The 26,686-nt window shown below is 42.0% G+C and carries 11 protein-coding genes; 7 read left to right on the forward strand and 4 right to left on the reverse strand.

The window, feature by feature from the left end:
• Window positions 1-101: 101 nt before the first annotated feature.
• Window positions 102-4,316 (reverse strand): hybrid sensor histidine kinase/response regulator transcription factor, encoded by a 4,215-nt coding sequence (locus Q0R88_RS07620; protein WP_295714571.1) that lies wholly within the window; start codon window positions 4,314-4,316, stop codon window positions 102-104.
• Between the two features lie 592 nt (window positions 4,317-4,908).
• On the opposite strand from Q0R88_RS07620, the gene Q0R88_RS07625 reads away from it, so the two are divergent.
• The 7 genes from Q0R88_RS07625 (at window position 4,909) to Q0R88_RS07655 (ending at window position 17,551) form a co-directional block, all read left to right on the forward strand.
• Window positions 4,909-6,870: a family 43 glycosylhydrolase gene (locus Q0R88_RS07625; protein WP_295714573.1), complete on the forward strand. Its 1,962-nt coding sequence runs from the start codon at window positions 4,909-4,911 to the stop codon at window positions 6,868-6,870.
• A gap of 67 nt (window positions 6,871-6,937) precedes the next feature.
• Complete coding sequence (locus Q0R88_RS07630; protein WP_295714575.1) at window positions 6,938-8,212, forward strand: glycosyl hydrolase family 8; 1,275 nt, start codon at window positions 6,938-6,940, stop codon at window positions 8,210-8,212.
• A 30-nt stretch (window positions 8,213-8,242) separates the two neighbouring features.
• A complete protein-coding gene (locus Q0R88_RS07635; protein WP_295714578.1) occupies window positions 8,243-10,216 on the forward strand; it encodes an alpha/beta hydrolase-fold protein in 1,974 nt (657 codons plus the stop codon).
• 14 nt (window positions 10,217-10,230) lie between these two features.
• Complete coding sequence (locus Q0R88_RS07640) at window positions 10,231-11,085, forward strand: sialate O-acetylesterase (protein ID WP_295714581.1); 855 nt, start codon at window positions 10,231-10,233, stop codon at window positions 11,083-11,085.
• A gap of 72 nt (window positions 11,086-11,157) precedes the next feature.
• A complete protein-coding gene (locus Q0R88_RS07645) occupies window positions 11,158-12,360 on the forward strand; it encodes an endo-1,4-beta-xylanase (protein ID WP_295714584.1) in 1,203 nt (400 codons plus the stop codon).
• Window positions 12,361-12,536: 176 nt separating this feature from the next.
• Window positions 12,537-15,041: a glycoside hydrolase N-terminal domain-containing protein gene (locus tag Q0R88_RS07650; protein ID WP_295714587.1), complete on the forward strand. Its 2,505-nt coding sequence runs from the start codon at window positions 12,537-12,539 to the stop codon at window positions 15,039-15,041.
• A gap of 347 nt (window positions 15,042-15,388) precedes the next feature.
• Complete coding sequence (locus Q0R88_RS07655; RefSeq protein WP_295714588.1) at window positions 15,389-17,551, forward strand: CRTAC1 family protein; 2,163 nt, start codon at window positions 15,389-15,391, stop codon at window positions 17,549-17,551.
• A 130-nt stretch (window positions 17,552-17,681) separates the two neighbouring features.
• Here Q0R88_RS07655 and Q0R88_RS07660 read toward each other — a convergent pair whose 3' ends face one another.
• The 3 genes from Q0R88_RS07660 to Q0R88_RS07670 all read right to left on the reverse strand — a co-directional run bounded on the left by Q0R88_RS07660 (window position 17,682) and on the right by Q0R88_RS07670 (window position 26,067).
• Complete coding sequence (locus tag Q0R88_RS07660; RefSeq protein ID WP_295714590.1) at window positions 17,682-21,245, reverse strand: VCBS repeat-containing protein; 3,564 nt, start codon at window positions 21,243-21,245, stop codon at window positions 17,682-17,684.
• A gap of 73 nt (window positions 21,246-21,318) precedes the next feature.
• Window positions 21,319-22,878 (reverse strand): RagB/SusD family nutrient uptake outer membrane protein, encoded by a 1,560-nt coding sequence (locus Q0R88_RS07665; RefSeq protein WP_295714592.1) that lies wholly within the window; start codon window positions 22,876-22,878, stop codon window positions 21,319-21,321.
• Between the two features lie 21 nt (window positions 22,879-22,899).
• Entirely contained in the window at window positions 22,900-26,067 is a 3,168-nt protein-coding gene (locus tag Q0R88_RS07670; RefSeq protein WP_295714594.1) for a TonB-dependent receptor, read from the reverse strand.
• Window positions 26,068-26,686: the final 619 nt, after the last annotated feature.

Below are 26,686 nucleotides of genomic sequence, written 5' to 3' on the forward strand. Positions count from 1 at the left end.
TTCACCCGCAAACGGCTCAAGCACTTATGGCTGTTTACCTAAATTAGGTTACTTACCCGCACATCAGCGTCCGCTTATATCAAATACATAAAAGCCATTTTTTATGCCAGCACCCTGTTATTCTCCACCTTTCTATAATCAGAAGGTAGCATATTAAATTTCTCTTTAAACGATCGGGAAAAATAATGAGGTGTAGCAAAACCGGCTTCATAGGCTATTTGTGTAACCGTGAGGTCGCTCTTCAGAAGCAATATCGCAGCGCGGTCGAGTTTATATGAGCGGATAAATTCAACGGGGGGAAGGCCGGTAAGCTCAAATATTTTTGTGTAAAGCGCACCCCGGCTCATTGCCAAATGTTCGCTGAGATTTACGACAGAAAACTTCGGATTATTTAAGTTGTTATCTATGTAATTGATCACCTTACTTAAAAACTTCTCTCCGCTTGATTCAATTTCTATATCGGGGTGGATGACCGTCAATTGCTTTTTATAGGTGTTTTTGAGCATGGTATTGAGTTGTAATAAATTTTTAATTTTGATATTTAGAATATCAAAATTGAAGGGCTTGGTCAAATAGTCGTTTGCCCCCGATTCAAGCCCTCTTAGTTGCTCATCTTCGCGCGTGCAGGCGGTAAGCATTATAAATGGAATATGGCTGGTACGTTTATCGGCTTTTATTTTTCTACTCAGCGTAATGCCATTCATGAATGGCATCGTTATATCGCTAATGATCAAATCAGGATGGCATGATAGCGCCTTATCCCAACCCTCTGCACCATTTGAAGCTTCAACAATTTTATATTGGGCAATTAAATTATCTTTAATGTAATAGCGAAACTCATCATTATCTTCCACGATAAGCAGTGTTGGCATGTTTGTAATTGCCTGGGCATTATTTCTTTTTATCCGCAGATCGTTTTCTTTAACATCTGTTTTAACCGGCAGCTGAACGGCAATTGACCTATCTGCAAAAACTTCAAGAGGAATTAACACGCTGAAAACTGAACCTTTTCCTAAATCACTTTCAACAGCTATGCTGCCACCATGCATTTCAACAAATTCCTTTGTGATTGAAAGACCGATTCCGCTTCCCGGGTTTACGTTTCCTATATTAGTATCCCCTGCCTGATAAAACCGTTTAAATATAAAATGTTTTCTATCCGGGGCAATACCAATACCGGAGTCACTTATTTTTAATTCCAACACGGTTTTATCTGTGTGTGATGTGAGATGCTGCGTAATATTAACGGTAACCGTCCCTTCAGGTAATGTAAATTTAAAGGCGTTGGAGAGCAGGTTAAATAAAATACGCTCCACTTTGTCGTGATCAAAACGTACGAATAATTTTTCCTGTGGTGCCTTAAAATCAAACGTGATGCTTCGCGATTCTGACAGATCATGAAAAGAATCTACAACATCGCTTATAAATGAAATTATTTCACCTTCGGCCAGGTTAAGCTTTAATTCCTGCTCTTCTAATTTGCGGAAATCTAAAAGTTGATTTACCAAATTCAACAGCCGTCGCGCATTTCGTCGTATCACTGCCAATTGGCCTGTGGTTTGCTCGTCTTTATGTTCTGTCAATAGCTTATCTGCCGGTGCCATGATAAGCGAAATTGGTGTGCGGAACTCATGACTCAGGTTAGTAAGAAATTTAATCTTAAGCAGATCAAGTTCATGCAGTTGTTCCGCTTCCCTTCTTTCCTGTTCCAGCGCAAGTTTGCTTTTTAATTTTTTTATAGCCCTATGACGGATGAGTAGAAGCGTGCCCACAGCCATCAGGGCATATAGTAAATAGGCATACCAGGTCATCCATATCGGGGGATGAATCACGATGCGGATTTGTGCACCAGAGTTGTTCCATATTCCATCGTTGTTGCAAGCCCTCACTACAAAAAGGTATTCGCCGGGATCTAAATTGGTATAATACGCTGTAGTAGCCGAGCCTACATAATTCCAGCTTTTATTGAACGATTTAAGGATGTAGGCGTATTTGTTGCGTTGGGGAAGCGTAAAATTAATTGCAGAATAACTGATTGAAAAGTTTTCCTTGTAATCCAGGTCAATCTGCTTTGCTACCGAAATATCTTGTTTAAGTGGCGAGTGACTGCCGGATAATACAATGTTATTATTTACTTTAAGGGTGGTTAAAAATACCGGGGGCGCATTGTTGTTGCGTTTTACTTCCTGCTGCGGGTCGATATAATTAAAGCCCCGGTCTCCGCCGAAGAAAAGCAGGCCTTTGGTTGACCGTAGGCCCGATCCGTCGATGAATGCATCGCTTTGCAGGCCATTGTAGGCAGAATAGTGAGTAAACTTTTTGGATACCGCGTTAAGCATACATATTCCTTTATCGGTACTTAACCATATGTTGTTGCTATTGTCTTCCAGTAGTTTGTGCACTACTCCGTCTGGCAGTTCATCTGGTGCAGAGTAATTAACGATTTTTTTATTGTTGAAATTAAAGCAATATAACCCGTCTCCGGCGGTGCCAATCCACATGTTGCCCTTATGATCTTGCAACAGCGAAAACGTGCGATCGATTGCCATGCCGGTATTCTTATTATTATACACCCTAAACTTTTGAGTTGCAGGATTTAAAACCGCTATTCCACTACCATAGGTGCCAATCCATATATTTCCCTCCTGATCCTCTTCAATAGCCCTGATAAAACCATTCACAGGTAACGGCCTTTCCCCGGCAGAAGCAGGAGTTGACACATATTTAAAAAAGGTTTTTTTATCAGGGTCAAACACATTAACGCCGCCGCCATTGGTCCCTATCCATATCTTTCCTTTGCTGCTTTCTTTTAAACAAAAAATTTCGTTATGGTTTATATGCGCATTATCGTTTCCTGCATTTAACTGTTGATACTGCCCTGTTTTTGTATTGTAATTAAATAGGCCATCCTGAAACGTGCCGATCCAGAGTTGCTGGTTGCGGTCAAGCATCATACATAATATCGGGAGACCGGCAGAATTACTTCTTGCCTTAGCTTTTATAGCGATATGGCTAAACAAACCGCTCTTGATGTGAAAAAGGTTCAAGCCTCCGCCGTCTGTGCCAACAAACAGATCCCCGTCCTTGTTCTCGGCGAACGATGAAACAAAAGGCGCGCTTAGGCCGGCCGGGTCATATGCATTATTTTGCTTTGAATTAAATAAGGTAAGGTGTTTGTCATACTTATCAACCCCACCCTGATAAGTGCCAAGCCAATAAATCCCTTCGGGATCATTATAAATGCAGCGGATAGATTTGCTGCTTACGCTAAACTTATCCCTGTCGTCGTGATTGTAGCGGGTTGCCTTTCCCGATAATGGGTCTATAATATTCAAACCACCTTCGGTACCTACCCAAATTTTATCACCGTTCGCGGCTATGCTATATATAAGGTTGCCGCTGATCGTGCTATCGTCAGCGGGGCTGTATTTAAAATTTCTGAAAGTTTTTAAATCCGACGATAAACTGCATAGTCCATCATCGGTACCTATCCATAACCTGTGCTGGCATTCGGCTATGGTATTGATTCCGTCACTTGGGATACTTGAGGGATTGTTTTTTTCATGCAGAAAGGCATTGAAGCTGTTTGATCCTTCATCATAAAGATACAGCCCTTTATCTGTACCAACCCACATTCGCCGTTGGCTATCCCGGAAGATAGATAATATGATACCCGAATGGAGCTGCCCGGGTTTGTTTTCGTTGGCCGCGTAAAATATTTCTTTTTTTGTTTTAGGGTCAAGTACGCACAGGCCACCTAACATACCAATCCAAAGACGGCCACGATCATCACCGTAGATAGATTTTATGTAGCTATTTGCAAGACGTCCATTTGCGGAACTCTCCTGGTAGATTCGAAACTGATCGTGAGAACGGTCGAAGTAATATAATCCTCCTCCCATCGTAGCTACCCAAAACTGCCCCGCTGCGTCTTCATACATGCTTGTAACTTCTTTGGACCGATAGCCTGATTTGTCTGCGGGATCAAAACGGTATGGCTTATGTTCCAAACCGTCAAATCTGTCCAGTCCATCGGCGGTAGCAAACCATAAAAATCCGTAACGGTCCTTTATGATCGCATTAACCGTATTTGAAAGCAAGCCGTCATGAGATGTCAGTACAGTAAATCGTATGGCCTGCCCGCGGCATTGGGAACTGATACAGAGTGATACCGTTAATACAATTAAAAACAACCGTGTAACAGTAGTTTGCTTATGTGATGATGAGGTATTTAACATGCCAGATGCCATTGCTTTTTTTAAAATTGTACAGGCACCCCCCTTTTTATCGGCAGATGAGTGTACTGATAATTTCATTTTCGGAAACATGAGGTTTATAAAGGTGCAACTTCAATCGTTTAGTAAAAATCACACAACGTAAATCTAAACTATAAATTCAAAAAAAACAATCGATTGCATAAATAAAAAAATAACATTCTTAAGCAGGTTGTCTGTAAATTATTTACGTGGATTTTTGATCATGTTGGCATAGTATACCCAATAAAAACCTCTTAATTCATCGCAAATTGAAACCGCCGTTTATTATTGTTGACTTGCCCCCGTATCGCGATTTGTTTGCCGTATCGCAACCGGATAATCAGGTATTAAATGATTTAGGGTTTTGGATATGGTATGCCTGAATAAGGCTCCTGTGCAGGAAAAGGCCGCTTATTTCAACTAAAGTGTTAATTTAATCAACATTTGTGTCACAGCAAGTTCTGTTTTCAAAATACTTTTGGTTGATGTTGATTTAACAATTATTGGTTTTACCATTGTTCCCTTTTTTATTTAGCAAACTAAATTATAAGGCCGTGAATGCATAATACTTATTCGCCAGGTAAATCGCCAATCTGTGAAACAACGCTTCAACTTAAACACCCTGGAGTACAATCTGAATTAATTAAATATTATGAACCAATTCACAAGGCTTACCGGCCTTATATTCATCTTCACGCTTGCTGTTTTATTTGCCAATGGCCAGGGAAAAATGCCAGATTCTTCTTTGTTTTATCAAACAGTTAACACCTATGTGAACCCGGTGTTACCTGGCGACCACCCGGACCCCACCTTACTTAAAGTGGGAGACGATTTTTATCATTGTGGGTCTTCTTTTCATTTTAACCCTTACCTGCCCATTTATCACTCAAAAGATCTCATTCATTGGGAGGTAATAAGCAGGGTGTTACCATCATCCAAAGCAGCCTGGGTTACTGACCGGCCTTCCGCTGGTATCTGGCAGGGCGCTATAACCTATTTTTACGGCTCTTACTGGATCTATTTTTCGGCAGGAGGGCAGTGGTTTTGTAAGGCAAGTTCCCCTAAAGGGCCGTGGTCTGCTCCTGTACAAGTAAAGTCTAATCCCGAAACAGGTAATCTTGGTTACGACAACTCCATTTTTGTGGATGATGACGGAAAGCCTTATATGGTAATAAAAAACGGTCAAAAAGTTAATCGTTTGCAAGCCCTGGGCAAGGATGGGCAATTGACAGATCATGTGATAAATCTCGACTGGGTAAACGCCAGGCTACAATATAGCTGGGCGGAGGGGCCGGTAATGTGTAAACTCAATGGCTATTATTATTACTTTCCGGCTGGCGATGTTACCGGCGGACAATATGTTTTAAGAGGAAGAGCATTGACCGGCGACTCGACAAAATGGGAAAGACTGGGTGATTTTTTTAAACCGGTTACCGATGATAAGGCAGGCTTTCGTCGTCCTAACCACATTTCAGCCCCCTTTCAATTAGCCGATGGCACCTGGTGGACTATTGGACAAAGCTATGAAAAGTATGATGGCGACGATTGGTCAGGTGCCGGGCGACAAACTTCGCTTTACCCTGTAACCTGGGAGGGCGACAGGCCATGGGGCATGGCGCCAGTCACCACACCTATCCGGAAACCAAACCTGCCACGGTCAGGTATTTCATGGACAAGCGTAAAGACAGATTATTTTGACGGTAGTGACTTAAGCCTGAATTGGCATTTCCTCACCAAAAAAGCTTCAGCCGCTTATTCACTTACCGGCCGGAGGGGATGGATAAGGCTTGTGCCCGATTCATCCCGTACCCACCTTGTTCAAAAAGAAACGGACCACTATTATTCCGCTGTTACAAAGGTTGACCTGGGTGCAACGAATGACGGTACCAAGGCTGGCATTTACCTCACTAACGGAAACCAGACCGTGGTGGTGAGGCTTTACAGCGGTTACAACAACGGAAAGAAAATTGTTTTTACAATGGATACCGCGAGCCGAAGCGTGCCGAACATCTTTGGAAACACAGTTTGGCTGAAACTGGAAAGAAACGGCCACGAGCTAACCGGATATTATAGTGGCGACGGAAAAGCCTGGGTTTCTTTAGGCAGGCCAATTAACGCAGTTAAACTTGATGAAACCCAGCCAAACTATAATTCATGGGTAGGTACAAGTGTAGGGTTATTTGCAGAAGGAAAGCCGGCGGATTTCGACTGTTTTATTTGTAAAGACGGATCCTCCTCATTGCCCGCAGCAAGCTATAGTAATTACTATGGAATAGCAACTGTTAATAAAGGGATGGGGAAAACGGTAACCAATACATCTATATATGGCGGATGGTTTATGATCTCCGGTGTGGAAATTGGAAGGCAGTCGGCATCTTCCGTCCAGGTAGTTGCTTCTTCAAAAGGCAAGGGCAAGCTTCAAATATGGCTTGATGATCTTCAGAACGGTAAATTGATAGCCACAATACCGCTAAACGCTACGGGCAGCGGTAATTATAAAATATTCAGCAAACAACTTAAAAATGTTACCGGGCAGCATGATGTTTTTGTGCGGTATCCTGCAGGCGTTCCGCAAAGCATCTTTATTAAAAGCATAAGGTTTCCTTGCAAGTAGGATGACCTTTTTATTAACCAATGAGAAAATTAGTAAGACAAAATCTTTATTTAACTACCACGTGAGTATGAAAAAATTAGTGTTATTGTATGTAATGATTGCTTTGCTGCCTGCTTTGGCAAATAGCCAAAATCACAAAGCTTCAAAAAAAATGTCAGGTAAAGGGGCCTTTGCATCCGGCGTTTATCCTGATCTTTTTCATGAAGCGGGATACAGCAAGGATGATATCAACATTAAGGTAGCCAAGGCTTATCATGATGTGTTTGAAGGCCCCAACAAGGTTTATTTCGAGGTAGGCGATTCAATGGCCTACGTGTCTGATGTGAAAAACCACGATGCCAGAACAGAGGGCCTTTCGTATGGTATGATGATCGCGGTTCAGCTTAATAAAAAAGACGTATTCGACCGTATATGGCGATGGTCAAAAAAATATCTTCAACACCAGGACGGACCAAGCGAAGGGTATTTTGCCTGGAGCATTAATCCGCAAACTATGAAGCGTAATTCAGAAGGTTCTGCATCTGACGGGGAATTATACTATATCACCGACCTGCTTTTTGCGTCCAACCGGTGGGGAAATAATACAGGCATTAATTATTATGGAGAGGCCAGGAGGATACTTGACGCCATGTGGAAAAAAGAAGGCGCCGCGAGTGTTCATCCTTTAATAAACATTGCGGCGAAACAAATTTCCTTTGTGCCCGAAGGCGGCGGGTATGAGTGGACAGATCCTTCCTATCACTTGCCTGCGTTTTACGAAGTATGGGCGCTTTATGCAAAAGACGGCCATGAACAATTTTACCGGGATTGTGCAGATACAGCAAGAGCGTTTTTACACAGGGCCTGTGACCCCGTTACAGCTCTTAATCCTGATAATACCGATTTTAATGGCAAGTCACTCGGTGGGAGGCGAATGCCGTCGGCTTTTCGTTTCGACTCCTGGCGCGTACCAATGAATATCGCGATGGATTATGTGTGGTTTGGGAAAGACAAAAAGTGGCAGCAAGGGTATGCTAAGCGTTTTCAAAACTTTTTACGCTCAAAGGGGATAAATGATTTTGAGGATCAGTTTAATACAGACGGATCTACGCCTGCGTTTGTTCTTCCGGCAGGAGGAGTAAAGAAGTTACGGCATTCTTTGGGATTGGTGGCCACTTCGGCCTCAGCCTCGCTCATGATAAACGATAACACAAAATTCGATTTTGTGCGGCCTCTTTGGACCGCTAAACTTGAGCCTTATGCAGATGGATATTTCGATCCATATTATGATGGCTTGTTGTATGTATTCAGCCTGATGCATCTCAGCGGCTCATACCAGCTTATACAACCACAAACCAATTGATAAATTATTTACCCCTAAACAATATTAATAATGAACATATTACAAAACATTAAGCAGGTTTTCCTAGCGGTATGCGCCGTTCTTTTGTTTAATGCACCGGTTTATTCGCAAGATATAGTTAGCCAGGCACGAGCGGGTTTTGATGTATTTCGTACAGATATTCCGCATGGCAAAATTGATACTATCACTTATCAATCAAAAACGGTGGGTAATACCCGTCGTGCTCTTATTTACACACCTCCCGGATATTCTAAAAGCAAAAAATATCCCGTGCTGTATCTTTTGCATGGTATTGGTGGTGATGAAAAAGAATGGTATAACGGTGGTAGCCCCCAGGTGATATTGGATAACCTTTATGCACAAGGTAAAATTGTACCCATGATAGTAGTATTGCCGAACGGCAGAGCTATGAAGGACGACCGCGCGACGGGAAATATCATGGCACCCGATAAGGTACAAGGTTTTGCCGTTTTTGAAAAAGATTTACTGAACGATCTGATACCATTTATTGATAGTAAATACCGCGTATATACTGATAAGGATCACAGGGCAGTGGCGGGCTTATCGATGGGCGGTGGGCAATCATTAAATTTCGGGTTAGGAAATCTTGACGTATTTTCATGGGTAGGTGGTTTTTCCTCAGCCCCCAATACAAAAAAACCTGAAGAATTGCTTCCCAACCCCGACGCGGCAAAAAGTAAACTAAAATTACTTTGGATATCATGTGGATCAAGCGACGGACTAATTGCATTCAGCAAACGCACCCATGATTACCTGGCAGAGAAAGGCGTGCCGCATGTTTACTATATCGAGCCGGGCGTCCATAACTTTAAGGTTTGGAAAAACGGCTTATATATGTTTTCACAAATGCTTTTTAAGCCGGTAGATGCCTCAACGTTTGCCCGTTATTCTTATAATGAAGCAGGTGTACCGGCGCCCACTAATATTCCGGGTGTGCAATACCCGCAGATATTTCCAGACAATACAGTTTTTTTTCGTGTAAAGGCCCCGAAGGCACAAAGTGTTCAAATTGACTTATTGAAAAAGTACCCAATGACCAAAGATACCGGAGGGTATTGGACGGTAACTACCGACCCGATTGTGTTAGGGTTTCACTATTATTCTTTGATAATTGATGACGTTGCCGTTGTCGATCCGTCAAGTCAAACTTTTTACGGTATGGGAAGAATGGCCAGCGGGATTGATATTCCTGATCCGGAGGGTGATTTTTATACCACCAAAGATGTGCCCCACGGTGAGGTGCGTTCAGTAAATTACTACTCAAACATAACTAAGGCCTGGAGACGGGCAAATGTATATACACCTCCCGGTTATGATACGCAAACCGACAAAAGATACCCGGTACTTTATTTACAACATGGCTCGGGCGAAGACGAAACCGGCTGGCCCACACAAGGTAAAATGAACTTTATATTGGATAACCTCATTGCGGGGAAACAGGCAACGCCTATGATAGTTGTTATGGATAGGGGATATGCCACAGATCCAACGCAACCGGTAGCTACTAACGCACCTGGAATGAGCATGGCAGGAAATGTTTTTCCGGATGTGCTTGTGAAAGAAATTGTTCCAATGGTTGATGCAAAATTCAGGACGCTTGCCAGCCGCGATCACCGTGCTATGGCTGGGCTTTCAATGGGAGGATTTCAAACATTCCAAACTACAATGACCAATCTTGACAAATTTGCTTATATAGGAGGTTTTAGCGGCGCTGGTTTCATGCAGCCGGGTACCGATATAACCAAAATGTATAACGGCGTATTTGCTGATGCAAATGCTTTTAACCAAAAGGTTAAAGTGCTTTACTTAAGTGTTGGAACTACCGAGCAGGAAAGAATGCAAACCATGGTAAAGGGCTTTCACGAGGGGCTTGAAAAGGCAGGCATTAAACATGTATTTTACCAATCGCCGGGCACAGCGCACGAGTGGCAATCCTGGAGACGCTCCTTAAACCAGTTTGCAGGCCTGATATTTAAGAATTGAAATTATACATGAAAATGAAGTTTAGATTCATAGCCGTTGCATGCCTCACTTTGTTAAGCCTGAAAAGCTTTTCGCGAGACAAGAAATTTTACATATTTATCTGCTTTGGTCAATCAAATATGGAGGGTAATGCAAAAATTGAAGCCGAAGACACTACCGCTGTTGATAGCCGGTTTCAGCTGTTGCAAGCTGTTGATTGTGGCGACAAAGGCAGGATAAAAGATAATTGGTATAGGGCCGTTCCGCCATTGGCGCGGTGTACTACGGGCTTAACCCCGGCAGATTATTTCGGCCGGACTTTGGTGGCTAACCTTCCTGAAAATATAAGGATCGGCATTATAAATGTCTCTGTCGCCGGTGCCAAAATTGAAATTTTTGAAAAGGATAGTTATCAATCATACCTTGCAACAGCCCCCGGCTGGATGAAAAGTATTGCCGCTGAATATGGTGGAAATCCGTACGGAAGGTTAATAGAACTGGCCAAATCAGCTCAAAAGGCTGGTGTAATTAAAGGTATTTTGTTACACCAGGGAGAATCAAACCCGAACGATACGCTATGGACAAAAAAAGTAAAAGGGATTTATGATAATTTGATCAAGGATTTAAACCTGAATCCTAAGAAAGTGCCATTACTTGCAGGCGAATTGGTAAATGCTGACCAGGACGGTGCTTGCGCTGCGATGAACAAAATTATTGCAACGTTACCTCAGGCCGTTACTAATTCATACGTTATTTCTTCAGCGGGTTGTCCCTGCTCCCGTGATCATCTTCATTTTACAGCAGAAGGCTACAGGTTATTAGGCAAACGATATGGCGAGGCGATGCTTTCATTGTTGGGTTACAAGCTTACACAAACCGCTAAGCTTTAACCTGTTTAAGATGAGTAACGCGGAGTGATGTAAGCACAGTTAAACACTATCAAATAAAACCATTAATGATTTATGAATTTTTCAGCTGTCACTAAACAAACAAATCGGGGCTTCCTGCTCTTGGCCATTGTGTTTATTGTTTTATCGTTTGTTCAATGTACACCTAAACATCAGGTTGCTTCCTCATCCCAGGCGGGTACAAAAGCCGATCATCCAGACAAAGGTTTAAAAGATTATTATAAAAACTATTTCCCAATTGGTGTAGCGGTTAGTATGGCTTCCCTGCATGGCCCTGATTCTGCATTAATTGTGAAAGAATTTAACAGTGTAACGCCCGAGAACGATATGAAGATGGGCCCGATACATCCATCAGAAGATATCTATAATTGGAAAAATGCCGACAAAATTGTTGATTTTGCAGTAAGCCATCATATTAAAATACGCGGGCACAACTTATGCTGGCATAACCAGGAAGCAGCATGGATGTTTAAAGGGGCCGATGGAAAGCCGGTTACCAAAGAGTTGCTGTTGCGGCGCTTAAAGGATCATATTTTTGCTGTTGCGGGAAGATATAAAGGGAAGATTTATGCCTGGGATGTGGTTAACGAGGCCGTTGATGATAGCGATGATACAACGCAGGTATATCGTAAAAGCAATTGGTACAATATATGCAATGGTCCCGATTTTATAGAGGCTGCCTTTAGGTATGCGCATGAAGCCGATCCGCAGGCTAAGTTATACTACAATGACTATAACAGCGAACACCCGGTAAAGAGAGAAAAAATATATAAATTGTTAAAAAAATTGATTGAGGACCACGTACCTATTGATGGGGTGGGCATGCAGGCACATTGGAAGTTATATGAACCATCGCCCGACGAATTACGTAAAGCTTTGGATGAAGTAACCTCGTTAGGTTTAAAGGTACAATTTACCGAACTGGATATTACTATACGTTTGCCACAACCAAAACCTGCGCCCGGATCAACTCCGCCAACCCCTGACCCGGGTTATACGCCAGAATTGGAAGCCAAACAAATAGCGCAATACAAAATGGCGTTCGATATCTTCAGGCAGTATAAAAAGTTTATAACAAGTGTTACTTTCTGGAACGTATCTGACAAATACAGCTGGTTGGACCAGAGAGGGGGAGGATTAACTGGCGGAGTTGCCGCAGGCGAGAACACGCCCCGCACGGTTAGAAAAGCGTATCCTTTATTGTTTAATGAAAACCTTCAACGCAAAAATGCTTACTGGTCTGTAGTGAATTTTTAACCCGAGTTTTGTTGAACTTCGCAATGAGGCGTGATCAATGAGTTTTACTACTGAAGGCTATAAGCATTAGGCACACGGTATGGATTTAAAACGCGGATGTTGCTGAAACAGATGATATAATAGAAAGATAATAATAATGCTGTCCAATGAGGATTGCACGTTACAAACCAAAGTATATGACAAGATTAGTTAATAAAAAAGTGTACTTATTTGCTGTGGTATTATTGATATTTTCATCAATACAGGCTCAACAGAAAAATTATGCCGGTAAAAAAAATAGCGTACCCGATAATTCCGGGCGATATAAATTGTGGTATAATCAACCTGCTAAAAACTGGAACGAAGCCCTGCCTCTTGGTAACGGTTTTATAGGGGGAATGGTGTTTGGCAACGTACAAAACGAACGTATTCAGCTTAATGAATCAACCATATGGGGAGGAGGCCCCAATAATACAATTGATTCAAGTGCGAGGCCATACATTGATCAGGTTAGGCGGTTGCTCGCTGAGAAAAAGTATGCAGAAGCGCAAGAATTAGCTAACAGTAAACTTGGCCCAAAAGGTAATAGCGGCATGCCGTACCAACTTGCCGGTAATTTATATATCAGCTTTCCTGGATCAGATGCCGTTAGCAATTATTATCGCGATCTGGATATAGCGAATGCCACAGCTACGGTAAAGTATACTTTAAATGGAGTTAACTATAAAAGAGAGTTTTTTACTTCGTTTGGCGCAAATGTGTTCATGGTAAAACTTACAGCCAATAAGCCCGGCATGATTAACTGCAGGCTAAAACTTCAAAGCCCTCTTAAATCTTCAGTTACCATAAATAACGAAAAAGCATTGGTTTTATCCGGCCAGGGCAGTGAGCACGAAGGGCAAAAAGGACAAATAGAATTTAATGTGCTCACCAGGGTCAAAAATTCGGGAGGCACAACCGTTGCAGATACTTCGGGCATTACTATCGCAAATGCAGATACGGCCGTGATATATCTTTCTATGGCCACCAATTTTATCAACTATCACGATGTTTCAGCAAATTCAATGCTTCGGGCAGAAAATATTTTAAGCAAGGCGTACGAGCACAGTTACGATGAATTGTTGGCTGAAAATATCAAGTTTTATCGCTCGTATTTTGACAGGGTTAAACTCGATCTTGGTGCAGATAGTGCAGCAAAACAGCCAACAAATCTTCGGATCCAAAATTTTTCCGCCAATAATGATACGCAATTAGCCGAGTTGTATTTCCAGTACGGTCGCTATCTGTTGATTTGTTCATCTCAGCCAGGATCGCAGCCAGCCAATTTACAGGGTATCTGGAACGGCGAAGTTAAAGGCCCGTGGGATAGTAAGTATACGATTAACATCAATACCGAAATGAATTATTGGCCAAGTGAGGTAACCCAGTTACCAGAATTAAGCACTCCGCTTTTTAATATGATCAAAGATTTGTCTGTTACAGGCAAGCCTACTGCCAGGATAATGTACGGAGCACGTGGATGGATGTTACATCATAATACTGATATCTGGCGCATAACCGGTGTTGTAGACGGCGCTTTCTGGGGTTTGTGGCCAACGTCAAATGCATGGCTTTGCCAGCATCTGTGGGAACATTATTTATACTCAGGCGATAAGGAATTTTTAAAGCAATATTATCCGATAATTAAAGGCGCGGCCGAGTATTACGTTGATGCCCTTCAAAAAGATCCTGAACATGGCTGGCTGTTGGTGTCGCCGTCGGTTTCGCCCGAACACGAGTATATCGACGGAAAAAACCAGGTTTCTGTTACTGCAGGCGCCACCATGGATAATCAGTTAGTTTATGGCTTGTTTACTGATGCTATACGAGCGGCAGCCGAACTAAATATTGACAAGGTATTTGCAGATAGCCTGGCCACCTATCGCCGCCAACTACCTCCAATGCAAATTGGCAGGTACGGGCAGTTACAGGAGTGGCTGGAAGATCTTGATCGTACGGATGATCATCATCGCCATGTTTCTCATCTATACGGCTTGTTTCCGGGAAACCAGATATCTCCTTTTACGCAACCGCAACTTTTTGCCGCTGTAAAAAAATCACTTAATTATCGTGGTGACGTATCAACCGGATGGTCAATGGCGTGGAAGATCAACCTTTGGGCACGTTTACTGGATGGCAATCACGCCTACAAGCTTATTAAAGATCAAATAAAACCTATAGGCGGGGGCTCTGGTGGCACTTATCCCAATTTATTTGATGCTCATCCGCCATTCCAGATTGATGGTAATTTTGGCTGTACATCAGGGATAGCAGAAATGCTTTTGCAAAGCCATGATGGTGCGATTTACCTATTGCCTGCATTGCCTGATGAATGGAAGGATGGCAGCATCTCGGGGTTAATGGCAAGAGGTGGTTTTAAAGTAGATATAAAATGGGCTAACCATAAAATCATCAAAGTGGTGATACATTCCTCACTTGGCGGAAACTGCCGTCTGCGTGTCAATCAACAAATGAATGGTAAATTGCTGACAGCAGTAAGCGGTATAAATAAAAACCGCTTTTACCAAACAATGGATTTGCAAACGCCGATCATAAAAAATAGCGATAAAAATCTTCAGCCAGACTTACCTAAAACCTGGATGTATGATGTAGCCACGCTTCCGGGTAAAACATATACCATTGTTAATAGCGGTTTGCATTAGTCTGCCGATTTTACAAGGGACAAGCAATTTCAAATTCTATTGAAAGACAGTTCCTGTAAATTTATACAGATGTTATATGAATATAAACAAACGTTGTGTTTGGGGCTATGGTCGTTTTTTATCTTTACTAATCGCTTCTTAACGAGGGTTGTTAGATATAGTATTTTGGTCCGTTTTACGGTTCAAAATACTATATCTGGCAGCCTTTCATGGTTTAGGGAACAAAAAAACGTATCTAATTTTTAAAACAAAATATCATGTTATCACGATTTGCAAAAATGGTCATGTTTTTTGCTGCATGTACTTGTGGTTTAATAATATCATGTAAACCACATTCGCCGGCGAAAATGACAGACTTGCTGCAGCAACTTGAAAGACGAAATTATAATCCTCAAAATATTTTTAGTTCAGATGCCCGGCTTGCTGCCAGCGATTCGCTGTTAAAGGTTGATTCGCCAAACTATGATGTTCAACTGTTGTTAAAAAAAGCTTTGTTTGAGTTACAGGAAGGGCATGAACAACAGGCTGTTGACATATATTCAAAAGTTTCAAAACTGCCGCCTTACATGAATCCCGTAAATGTAATGCCAGATCAGGCTGTTGCTTTTATGCGTTTAGGAGAACGTGCCAACTGCATGCTTGGCCATAACGGCTCATCATGTATATTCCCAATTAAAGGCGCGGGCATACATCAGGCGCAAACAGGATCGCAGCAAGCCATTGAAACACTGGAGAATATTTTAAAAAGTAACTCTCATGATGCCCAGTCCCGATGGCTGTTAAATATAGCTTATATGACGTTAGGTCGTTATCCTGATCAGGTTCCTGCCCAATATATGATCCCTAACTTAAATGCTGACGATGGGCCGTATAAAGTGAAGCCATTTACAGATGTTGCAGCAAATGTTGGTATTAACCTGAATAGCAGGGCGGGCGGCTCCATTGCCGACGATTTTGACGGAGATGGTTATATAGACATCATTACAAGTGGGATGGATCTTCAGGATCACATGCATTATTTTCATAACAACGGAGATGGTACTTTTAGTGATCGCACCGCTCAAAGTGGCTTACAAGATGAGGTTGGCGGCCTTAATATTGAACAAACCGATTATAACAACGATGGCCTCCCCGATATTTTTATAATGCGTGGAGGCTGGCTTCGGGATGGTTTTGGCAACCAGCCAAGTTCATTGCTTAAAAACAACGGCAACGGTAAGTTTACCGATGTTACTATTGCAGCCGGCCTGCAATTTATGCATCCTACACAAACTGCCGTATGGGCCGATTTTAATAACGATGGCTGGCTTGATGTTTTTATCGGGATGGAAAGCCATGGCGGGACGGACCCTAAGAATAACCATCCATCGGCGCTTTATATGAATAACCATGATGGTACCTTTAACGAAATGGCTCAAAAAGCGCATTGCGGGATCAACGATTTTGTAAAAGGTGTAACATCAGCAGATTACAATAACGACGGCTGGCCCGACATTTTTGTTTCTACCATGAGCGGAAGAAAATATTTGCTGAAAAATAAATGTAAGGGAGGGAAGAATGTAGATTTTGAAGATGTTACCGAAAAGGCGGGCATTAATATTACGCAAAATACATTTACTACTTGGTTTTATGATTACAACAATGATGGCTGGCCTGATATTTTGATTGGTAGTTATAATTTTACTACAACCCTGGGTTATTATGCTGCATTGGAGGCTTTGGGTACACCTGTGGCAAATAATGGCAACATTTTTCTTTTTAAAAACAACCGCGATGGAACATTTACAAATGTAACCCGTGATGTAGGGCTGAACAAAGTAGTGTTTAGCATGGGGGGTAATTTTGGTGATATTGATAATGACGGCTATCCCGATATTTACTTTGGAACCGGCAATCCCGATTTTGGATCGCTTATACCGAATAAACTTTTTCGGAATATAGGGGGCAAAAAATTTGCCGATGTAACCAGTTCGTCACGTACCGGCAATTTGCAAAAAGGCCATGGCGTGTCATTTGCCGATTTTAGGAATAATGGCCTGCAGGATATTTTCATCGAGATGGGCGGGGCTTACATAGGCGATGCTTATAAAAGCGCATTGTACCTTAATCCAGGTCAAAATAACAATAATTGGATAGGTTTAAAACTGGTTGGTAAAATGTCAAACAGGAGTGCTATTGGGTCACAAATCAAAGTCACTATTACAGAAAATGGCTTACAAAGAAGTGTGTTTAAAGATGTAAACTCCGGCGGAAGCTTTGGTTCGTCTCCATTAAGGCAAGAAATAGGGATAGGGCAGGCCGGTATCATCGATGATATCGAGATTCGATGGGCAGGGAGTGGTACCGTGCAGCATCTTCAAAAAATAAAGCCTAACCAATTCCTGGAAATAACAGAAGATGGCAAGGTAACACCACTTAATTTGAGGACACTTAAATTTAATACCAACGCGCAGCCGATGTCAATGCCCATGGCTGGTATGACGGTAAAAGGCAAAGGTATTTTTAAGTAAAAAGCACTTAAAAAAGGAAAAATCTAAATCATCATGCAAAATGGATTTGCAGAATGATTTAGATTTTCCCCAATAGAAAGGCCTTTTAGGAACAGCTAATTAATTGATTAAACCGCTAAAATTATCCTGCCTAAAATTTAACTAACCTCGTTTTCCCCGAATAATCTTTTATAGATACCTGCGCTACTTTATCACTAATGAGGATAGACCTGGAAGATTGAGAAAGAAACGAACTACCATAGTAAAATTCTTGTTTGGTATTACTGCCATTTTTATAAGTGATAACAGCGCTTTGATCGGTATCATTTATTTTTAACATGGATACGTGAGCATTTAGTTGAAAAATTCGGAGTGGCCCTAAGTGCTCGCTTGCCGCCAGTAAATAGTTATCAGCCGCGCCCTTTAATTTTACAAGCGCTTTCCCATCTCCAGGTAAATATATGCCGCTGCGTGCAATTGATAAAGGGGAAAAATCACCTTTGCCATTACCTTTTAGCAACAAGCCATTTAAGGCATCATATCTTCCAATTGAAACATCAGTGCCAAAATCATTTCCATTAATCAACAAATCCAGATTGCCGTCCGCATCAAAATCGTCGGCCACCATCCCGTTTAATGCTGAAACCTGCGCTTCAAGAGGTAAGGGAACCATCGTGAATTTACCTTCGCCATCGTTTCTAAAATAGCAGGACCTTAGCTCGGTAGCTTTAAGCCGCAGCGCACTTTTCATTTGGTCGGCGCTCAGCACATCCTGCATTGTAGCCTCCGCATAAGAATGATAGTTGGTGAATTTTGCACGTAAAGTTATCATTTGCTTAATGGCATCATCCCTTACATTTGCAGGGTATTCGCGTTTTATGCCATCCTTGCCCGGAAGGAAAAATGATGGAAATGCATCAAACCGGTTTCTTTTGTCGAAATCATTTGCTGTAATAAAGGCCGGAAATTCTTCACTGGCCTGGTAAAGGGTGTTTAAGCCTACATTTCCAACTATGTAATCTGTTCTGCCTGTATGCCTGAAATCGCCGGCAATTATTGAGTTCCACCATCCGGTTTTATTACCGACGCCACTTTTTGCTGTAACGTTCGCATATCTTCCGCCTAGGTTTTTTAAGAAGGTTAGTGGCATCCATTCTCCTGCCAATATCAGATCTGTTTTACCATCGTTGTCAAAATCACTAAAAATAGCATCACATACCAACCCAATCTTTTTTAGGTCTGGTGCAACTTCATTAGTTACATCTGTGAATTTCACCCTCCCGTCCTTTGTGTCATTTCTTAAAATATAACTATTTACAGGTTCGGGATATCTCCAGGGCTCAACCCGGCCTGAAATAAAGAGATCTAATTTGCCATCGTTATTGTAATCGAAAGCTCTTACGCATAATTTACTTTTAAAGCATACCGGCAACGCATCTTTTGCAAGCGTAAAATGGCCTTTGCCATCGTTAATATATAAGCGGTCCTGATAGGCGGGATCATTTGCCGGCGTTTTATAACCGCTGCCGGTAATTAATACATCAGGAAATTTATCGCCGTTTGAATCGAAAATGAGAATTCCTCCATCAAGATAGGCGTGATCATACTTCTTTTCTTCTAAAAGGCCCCGTTGTATAAATGTGCCATTCTTTTGTTGAAAAAAGATCTGTGCCGGCTCAGTCAAATTTCCACCGACAACTATATCATCTAAGCCATCGCCATTAATATCACCTGCCGATAGCGCGGGATTGTACTCTGAAAGCTTATGCGGCAAAAGTTTTTGAATATTAAAGTCTGTATAATCCGTATCGCGATGAATGTATTTAACCCCGCTTTTGCCCGTGATATTGGTAAACAACGGAGTTTTTACCTGTATAGGTTTTTCCCAGGAATAAGTTTGATGAGCATTATTAACGTTTGCAGACAAAGTTTGATCTGCATCTACATTTAAAAATGTTTGCCTGAATTTGTTTGGCCACCTAACAACCACCGAGTCTATGGTTTTGCATTTACCTAACCCGAAATGTGCTATAGGCTGAATGCTGGTAAGGTAGCCCCGGTAAGGAGTATTTTCATAAACCTGGTGTAAACCGTGCTGGTAATATATATCCACAAAAGTTCCGATTCCTTCGAGGTTCTGATTTGGGCCTTTAAACTTTACACTGAGGTAATGGTGTACATTTTCTTTATCCTCCCCGGCGGTGTTTTTATAAATCAGCGCTTCGTCATTGATATTATTAATTACAAGGTCAAGTGCGCCGTCATTATTTAGGTCGGCATACACTGCACCATTCGAAAAGGAGGGAATACCCAGGCCCCAATCCAGGCTCACATCATTAAATTCCGCACCGCCCTGGTTACAGAAAGCGTAGTTGTGAATTTTGACTGACGGTATCTGCTTGAGAACTTCTTTCTTTGGCGTTATTAAAAATGCATTGGATCTGTAAGCAATAAAATCGTGATCTGTAACGTCGCGGGGATAACCGTTAGTAACTATAATATCGCGGTAACCGTCATTATCAAAATCGGTTATCATCGGGGTCCAGCTCCAGTCTGTTTGGGCCACACCGCTTAAAAAGCCTATTTCGCTAAAAGTTGGGTTACCAAGCTGGTTATTTTCTCCTATAGACGGCCCTTGATTTAGCTGTAGTGTATTTCGAACGTATTGATATTGATAACCGTAGTGGTCAAAATTTTGAATAGTGTTATAGCTGCTTGGTCCCGACATCATTTTTTTTCGGAAATTATCAGCAGGATTCATATCCAGCTCAAATATATCGGCCAGCCCATCGTTGTTGATGTCCTCAATATCCTGACCCATGGCATTGAAAGAGGTATGCTTAAAATATGCTTTAGACTGATCGGTAAAAGTGCCATCATGATTATTGATGTACAATATATTATTAGACAGAAAATCGTTGGTAACATATATGTCTTTCCAGCCATCGAGATTAATATCAGCAACAGTTGCAGCATGCCCGTAACCTTCAATCTTGATCCCCGCTGCTAATGATACATCCGTAAATACCGGATGTTTAAGTTTCGGGTCCCAGTCGTTCCGATATAATCGGCCCATGCTTCTGCCGGTGCCGATGGTATTAATGGGCCTGAACTGGTTCGGAAATTCGGCAGGGTTTGGCTCATTTACGGTCAAATACATATCAAGGTCGCCGTCATTATCATAATCAAAAAAGCTGGCCATTGTAGAAAAAAACTGACTATCAAGGCCGTATTCCTTCGCTTCCTCTTTAAATACAGGCACACCGTTTCTATTAGCCCCTTGGTTTATATACAATAAATTCTGCCTTTTTTTTGGATCATTGGCAAACGAGTTACATACCAATATATCGGGCAAGCCATCGTTATTAATATCAATGACAGAAGCGCCCCGTCCCCAGCGTCCTTTGCCATCTACGCCTGCTGTTGCAGTAACATCCTCAAACCTGAAGTTACCTTTGTTGATATATAACTTGTTTGGCACCATGTTGCCCACAAAGTAAATATCCTGTAAGCCGTCGTTATTAAAATCACCAATGCCAACACCTCCGCCATTATATACAGTGGCATTATCGATAGGATTAATCGAATCGTTTTCTGTAATCAGGTTATTAAACGTAACGCCGGAAGCAGAAGATGGTATTTGCTCAAATAGCGTATGTTTTTTACATGACGAAATTAGTATCGCAACAGTAAAACCAATAAGGAGCCTTTTCATAGTTTAACATAAATATAAGAAAAAGCAGGCGGCTTGTAGGCCGCCCGCTTTTTAAAAATAAGTGCGAAGTGAATTAATAACCAGGGTTTTGATGTCCTGTAACAAGAGGATTATTATCTAACTCAGCTTGAGGTATAGGTAATAACTCGTCTCTGTTGGCATGGAAAGCAGCAATCGGCTCGGTAGCGAAATACCCTTTTTTGCGCCATCTTAAAATGTCAATGTTGCGTACTTCTTCATCGCCTAATTCTACCATTTTTTCGTGCATGATGGCTTTAACCACATCACTTTTGGAAGCAACCGGGAATTGGGCTGTTGGATAAGGAGGCATGGCAACATCTGGCCTTGAACGCACCATATTAAGGTATGTTATAGCTCCGGCAATGTCGCCAGTTTCGTTAGCACACTCGGCAAGGTTAAGTAAAACTTCCGAATAGCGGATAATACGTTGGTTGTTACCGGCCGGGTGGAAGCCTGCAGTAGCAGCACTTTCCTGGTAAATGATCATGAATTTACGCCAGCTGATTTTTTTGGTAACGCCGTTCAACACCGAAGAATTTCCGTTTTGATCGGCATCGGTTAATGTGCTTTGGCCATTGTTATAAACATCGCCGCTCTGATAAACGCTATATGAAAAACGTGGATCTGTTTTTACCGCACCTGTAGCGGTACTTTCAAATTCATTCAGATATTTGTTTGAAGGAATAAGGTTTCTCCATGCAACAGGGCAGTATTCCTGGTTTCTAACTGTTGACTGGTCTTCAGTTGCGCTTTCGCCGCCCCAGTTGTAACCATTGGTTCCTTTATCTACAAACACAACTTCAAAAATTGATTCTTTGTTAAATTCGGTAGCTAACTCAAAATTATCAAGATAGCGGGAAGTTAACGAATAGCCATCGGCCCCGCTGGTTGGTATCTTAAGAAATGCAGCTTTAGCATCAGCATAATTGCCTTGCTGCATTAACACCCTGCCCAGCATCGCATAGGCGGCAGATGCCGTGGCCCGTCCCTGATCAGTAGCTGATTTCCCGGGCAGCACTGCGGCTGCATCTGTAAGGTCCTGAACTATCTGCGCATAAACGGCGGCAACCTCCGCACGTGGTTTAAAATCGGTTGGGCTTTTGGGAACAGATGTTACCAGTGGCACCCCGCCCCACATGCTTACCAGGTCGAAATAAGCCCAGGCACGCAGGAATTTTGCCTCGCCCACTGATTTTTTTGCGTCGGCTATGTTATCGGTAACATTTGGCGCATTATCGGTTACAACATTGGCACGGAAAATTACCGTGTACCAGCCATTCCATACAGAATTCATCACAGAGTTTGTAGGATCGTCGGTATTGTTGATCAATTGGAGCCTTGGAGCTTCCAATTGTCCGCCACCTGGTGCTACTTCGTCGCTCCTTGTATCATGCAGGTAATACCACTCCCGGGATACGAGGTTGTTTTGATGCATAACTGCGTAGATGGCGTTAACGCCCGACTTTAATTGCGCTGCCGTTTTATAATAGTTGCCTGTAGTAAGGTTGTTTGGATCAGAAGTATTTAGCGCTGTTTTTTTACAGGACAATACGATCACCGTTATTGTTAGCAACATAACGGTTGACAATAAATAAATTTTTTTGTGTTTCATAATATATCAAATTAATGATTGTTAAAATGTTGCCTGTAAACCTGCCTGGAACACTCTTGGCGAAGGATATTGACCATAGTCTATACCATTTGTAAGCGTTCCGTTTTTGGAGCCTACCTCCGGATCAAGTCCGGTGTACTTTGTAATGGTGAACAGGTTTGTTGATGATAAATAGATCCTCACTTTGCTCACTAAATTGTTACTGGCCGATTTAAGCCACGGCATTGGCAAATTGTAACCCAACTGGAGGTTTTTTAAACGAAGGTATGAGCCGCTTTCAACCCAGCGGGATGATGGCCTTACATTCGAGTTAGGGTCTCCTGAAATAGCCCTCGGAATAACGGTATTGGTATTGGTAGGGGTCCAGGCGTTTAACACCGCAACATCTGAGTTAAATAACCGGGACATACCTTGAGCGATAATTTTTTCGGCGTTAAATATTTTATTGCCATATACGCCCTGGAAAAATAAAGAAAGGTCGAAATTCTTGTAGCTGGCAGAGTAATTTAATGAATAGGTGAATTTAGGGAGGTAACTGCCCAGGTTAACCCTGTCCTTAGCATCAATTACGCCATCGTGATTAATATCTTTAAATTTTAAATCGCCTGGTGCTGCACCTGTTTGAGTAGCATGGCTGGTTACATCTGATGCATTTTGGAATATGCCTTCAACCACATAACCGTAGAAATACTGGATAGATTGGCCAACCGAAGTGTTGGTAATTGGACCACCACCACCAAAATCAGCATCGCCACCGGCACTTATCGCACCGTTTGCAGCTCCTGTTAATGAGGTAACTTTATTTCTGCCTAAACCAAACACAGCTGATATGTCATATTTAAAGTCGTGGGTGGTTTTATGGTAACCTGCGGTTAATTCAATACCAGTGTTTTGCATCGAGCCAACATTTCCCAATGGGGCGCCAACTCCTTCGCTGGGTGGTACAGGTATAGTCAAGATCAGGTTATCGGTTTTTCTTTTATAAACCTCGGCCGATAGTGTAAATGCGTTTTGAAATAAGCCCAGGTCAAAACCAATGTTTGTTGATTTTGTTATTTCCCAATGAAGAAAATAATTACTTAATGCAGTGTAAAAAGATCCGTTACCAGCGTTAGCGCCTGTTGCCAAATTGCCAAATGGATATGTTGTGCCACCTGCAGAAACATTGGAAACGTAAGGGTAATTTCCCAATACAGTTCCGTTTATCCCGGTAACGCCGTAACCGGCCCGAATTTTGAATTCGCTTATTGATTTAATATCCTTCATGAAACTTTCCTGGTCAACCTTCCAGCCCACCGAAGCCGCAGGGAAGTTTTCATATTTGTGGCCCGGAGCCCAAACAGACAAGCCATCACGACGTATTGAACCGGAAATTAAATATTTCCCTTCAAAATCATACCCAACCCGGGCTACTAACGACTGAAGAACGTTAGTACTATAAGTGTAATTGGTAGTGGTGTTTGTGGCGTTGTTTAGTGTGCGTATAATGTTGTTATTTTGGTTACCAAATGAATTTTGACTATCGCCACGGTTGGTTTGCACCTCGTAAACTGCCAAAGCCGAAACGTGGTGTTTGCTGGCGAAGGTGTGATCGAAAGTTAATTGTTGTGTATATAGCGTAGTAGTGCCGCTTCCGGTATTTTCGGTTATTGAAGCAAGCGGGTTACTTGAAGTACCACCATCGTTATATATTGGGGTGTATTGTTCTTGCCTGTTTGTTCCGTAATCAAGGCCGTAAGTGGAATTGAATTTCAGCCATGGTGTAAACTTTACCGTTAAATAAGCGTTGCCGCGTATTCCAACACCAAAATTACGGTTTTCGTTAATTAGTGCCTGTTCTATCGGATTTACCGGGTCGGCACCGTCAAAACTGCTTTGTGGGCCAAAAAAGCCGCCGTTATTATTAGGATTGTAAATAGGTAAGTATGGCTGCATCCTTATCACGTTGGTAAGGGGCGTTCTGTTGCCTGGAGGAATCCCAAAACGTTGGCGGGTTTCCGAAACATTGAATGTTTCGCCGATTGTAATAAACTTGTTCAGGTTATGATCAGAATTCATTCGGAAGCTTTTACGGCTGAAATTTGTTCCAACGGTAATACCATCCTGATTAAAGTAACTGGCAGAAGTAAATATGCGTGAATTTTCATTCCCACCGCTTAGTGAAACAGCGTGCTGTTGCACAGGTCCTTTTTTGAAATAGGCGTCCTGCCAGTCTGTATTGGTTTGGGCGAAGGTTTGCGAAGAGCCTGCATAGATGGGCAGATTAAAGTTTGCTGCTTGTAAACGCGGCGGCACACCAATACCGGCGGCTCCGTTTAAAGCCCTTTCGTATTGTACATATTGGTTTGTATTAAGAAGGTCGAACTTTTTAGTAACCTCCTGAAATCCAGCGTATGAATCGAAGCTTAACACAACCTTGCCCCTGGATCCCTTCTTGGTTGTGATGATGATAACGCCGTTAGTTGCTCTTGAACCGTAAATTGCTGCGGCGCTCGCGTCCTTAAGTACATCAACCGATTCTATGTCTCTTGGGTCAAGTCCGCCGATAGAGCCCGGAAAACCGTCAATAATGTACAAGGGGTCAACTCCATAACCTATTGAGCTAACACCGCGTATCTGTACAATAGGGGCGGTACCTGGCGAGCCATTATTGGTAACCGTTAAACCGGCAACACGGCCCTGTAAGGCCTGATCAACACCGCCAACAGGTAAAGCTGATATTGTTTTGCTGCTTACTGATGACACAGCGCCGGTTACATTGGCACGCTTTTGTGTTCCGTAACCTACAACAACAACTTCACTTAATGATTTAGAATCGCCCTTTAAGGATACGTTAATCACAGATTTATCTGAAACAGAAACTTCTTTGGAAGCGTATCCTATAAAAGTAAAAACAAGTACCGCCTGATCATTAGGAACTTCAATGCGGAATGCGCCATTGGCATCAGTTCCGACCGCGGTGGTAGTACCTTTTAATGTAACAGTTACGCCTGGTAATCCTTCACCGGTTTCGTCGGTTACTTTACCCGTGATAACCTTGTTTACGTCTGATGTTATTACATCAGGATTTGTATACCGCAAATGAGCCAGGCTATTAGCCGCAAACGTGGAGTTTATAATAGTAATACTTATAAATACTATTATAACCGTCATTCTCATGAAAGTGCTTAGTAAATATTTTTTTTTCATATTTTGGTTTGTTAATTGAAAACATTGGTTGGGAAACTGGTAAGATTCTCCACTTATTTCAAACAGGTCTCCGTATTAGTAATGGTTAAGTGATGGATGAATTAAGCTCATTCATAATTATTGACCGTACCGTATAAGGATGACTTCATTTGGTTTAATAAAAGGTGGTTTACTTAATTGGTTGCTTAACCGGTAGCCTGTATCAGGATTGAATTAATTGGTTATAGAATCCATGATATTGATGCCGGCGTAGTTTACTGCGGGCCACGAACGGTGACCGGCAAAACAAGATCTTTTTGGTTTATTCTCTCATAAATATAGCTCAGAAAAGGTTTGCAATCGATTGTAGAGTCGAACCGGTTTGTACGTTTCCTGAATACAACTAAACTATAGTATACAGGTCGATCAAGCTTTAATAACTTAAATCGAAATTTTGACAGAACTCGCCGGTCGGCTTTATTGGTTTATAATTCAGCAGCTATTTGATTAGAATTGTAGCAGCTTTGCAGGAGTAAAATTACTTTTGAAGCAGATTCAAGCAACCAATTTTTTAACATAAAAACACAACATTTGTCAACTTATGCCATATTCAGCCCTAACAACCGTCGTTACAAAAGTG

It is taken from the genome of Mucilaginibacter sp. (assembly GCF_025362475.1).
In the GTDB taxonomy this organism is placed as follows: Bacteria; Bacteroidota; Bacteroidia; order Sphingobacteriales; family Sphingobacteriaceae; genus Mucilaginibacter.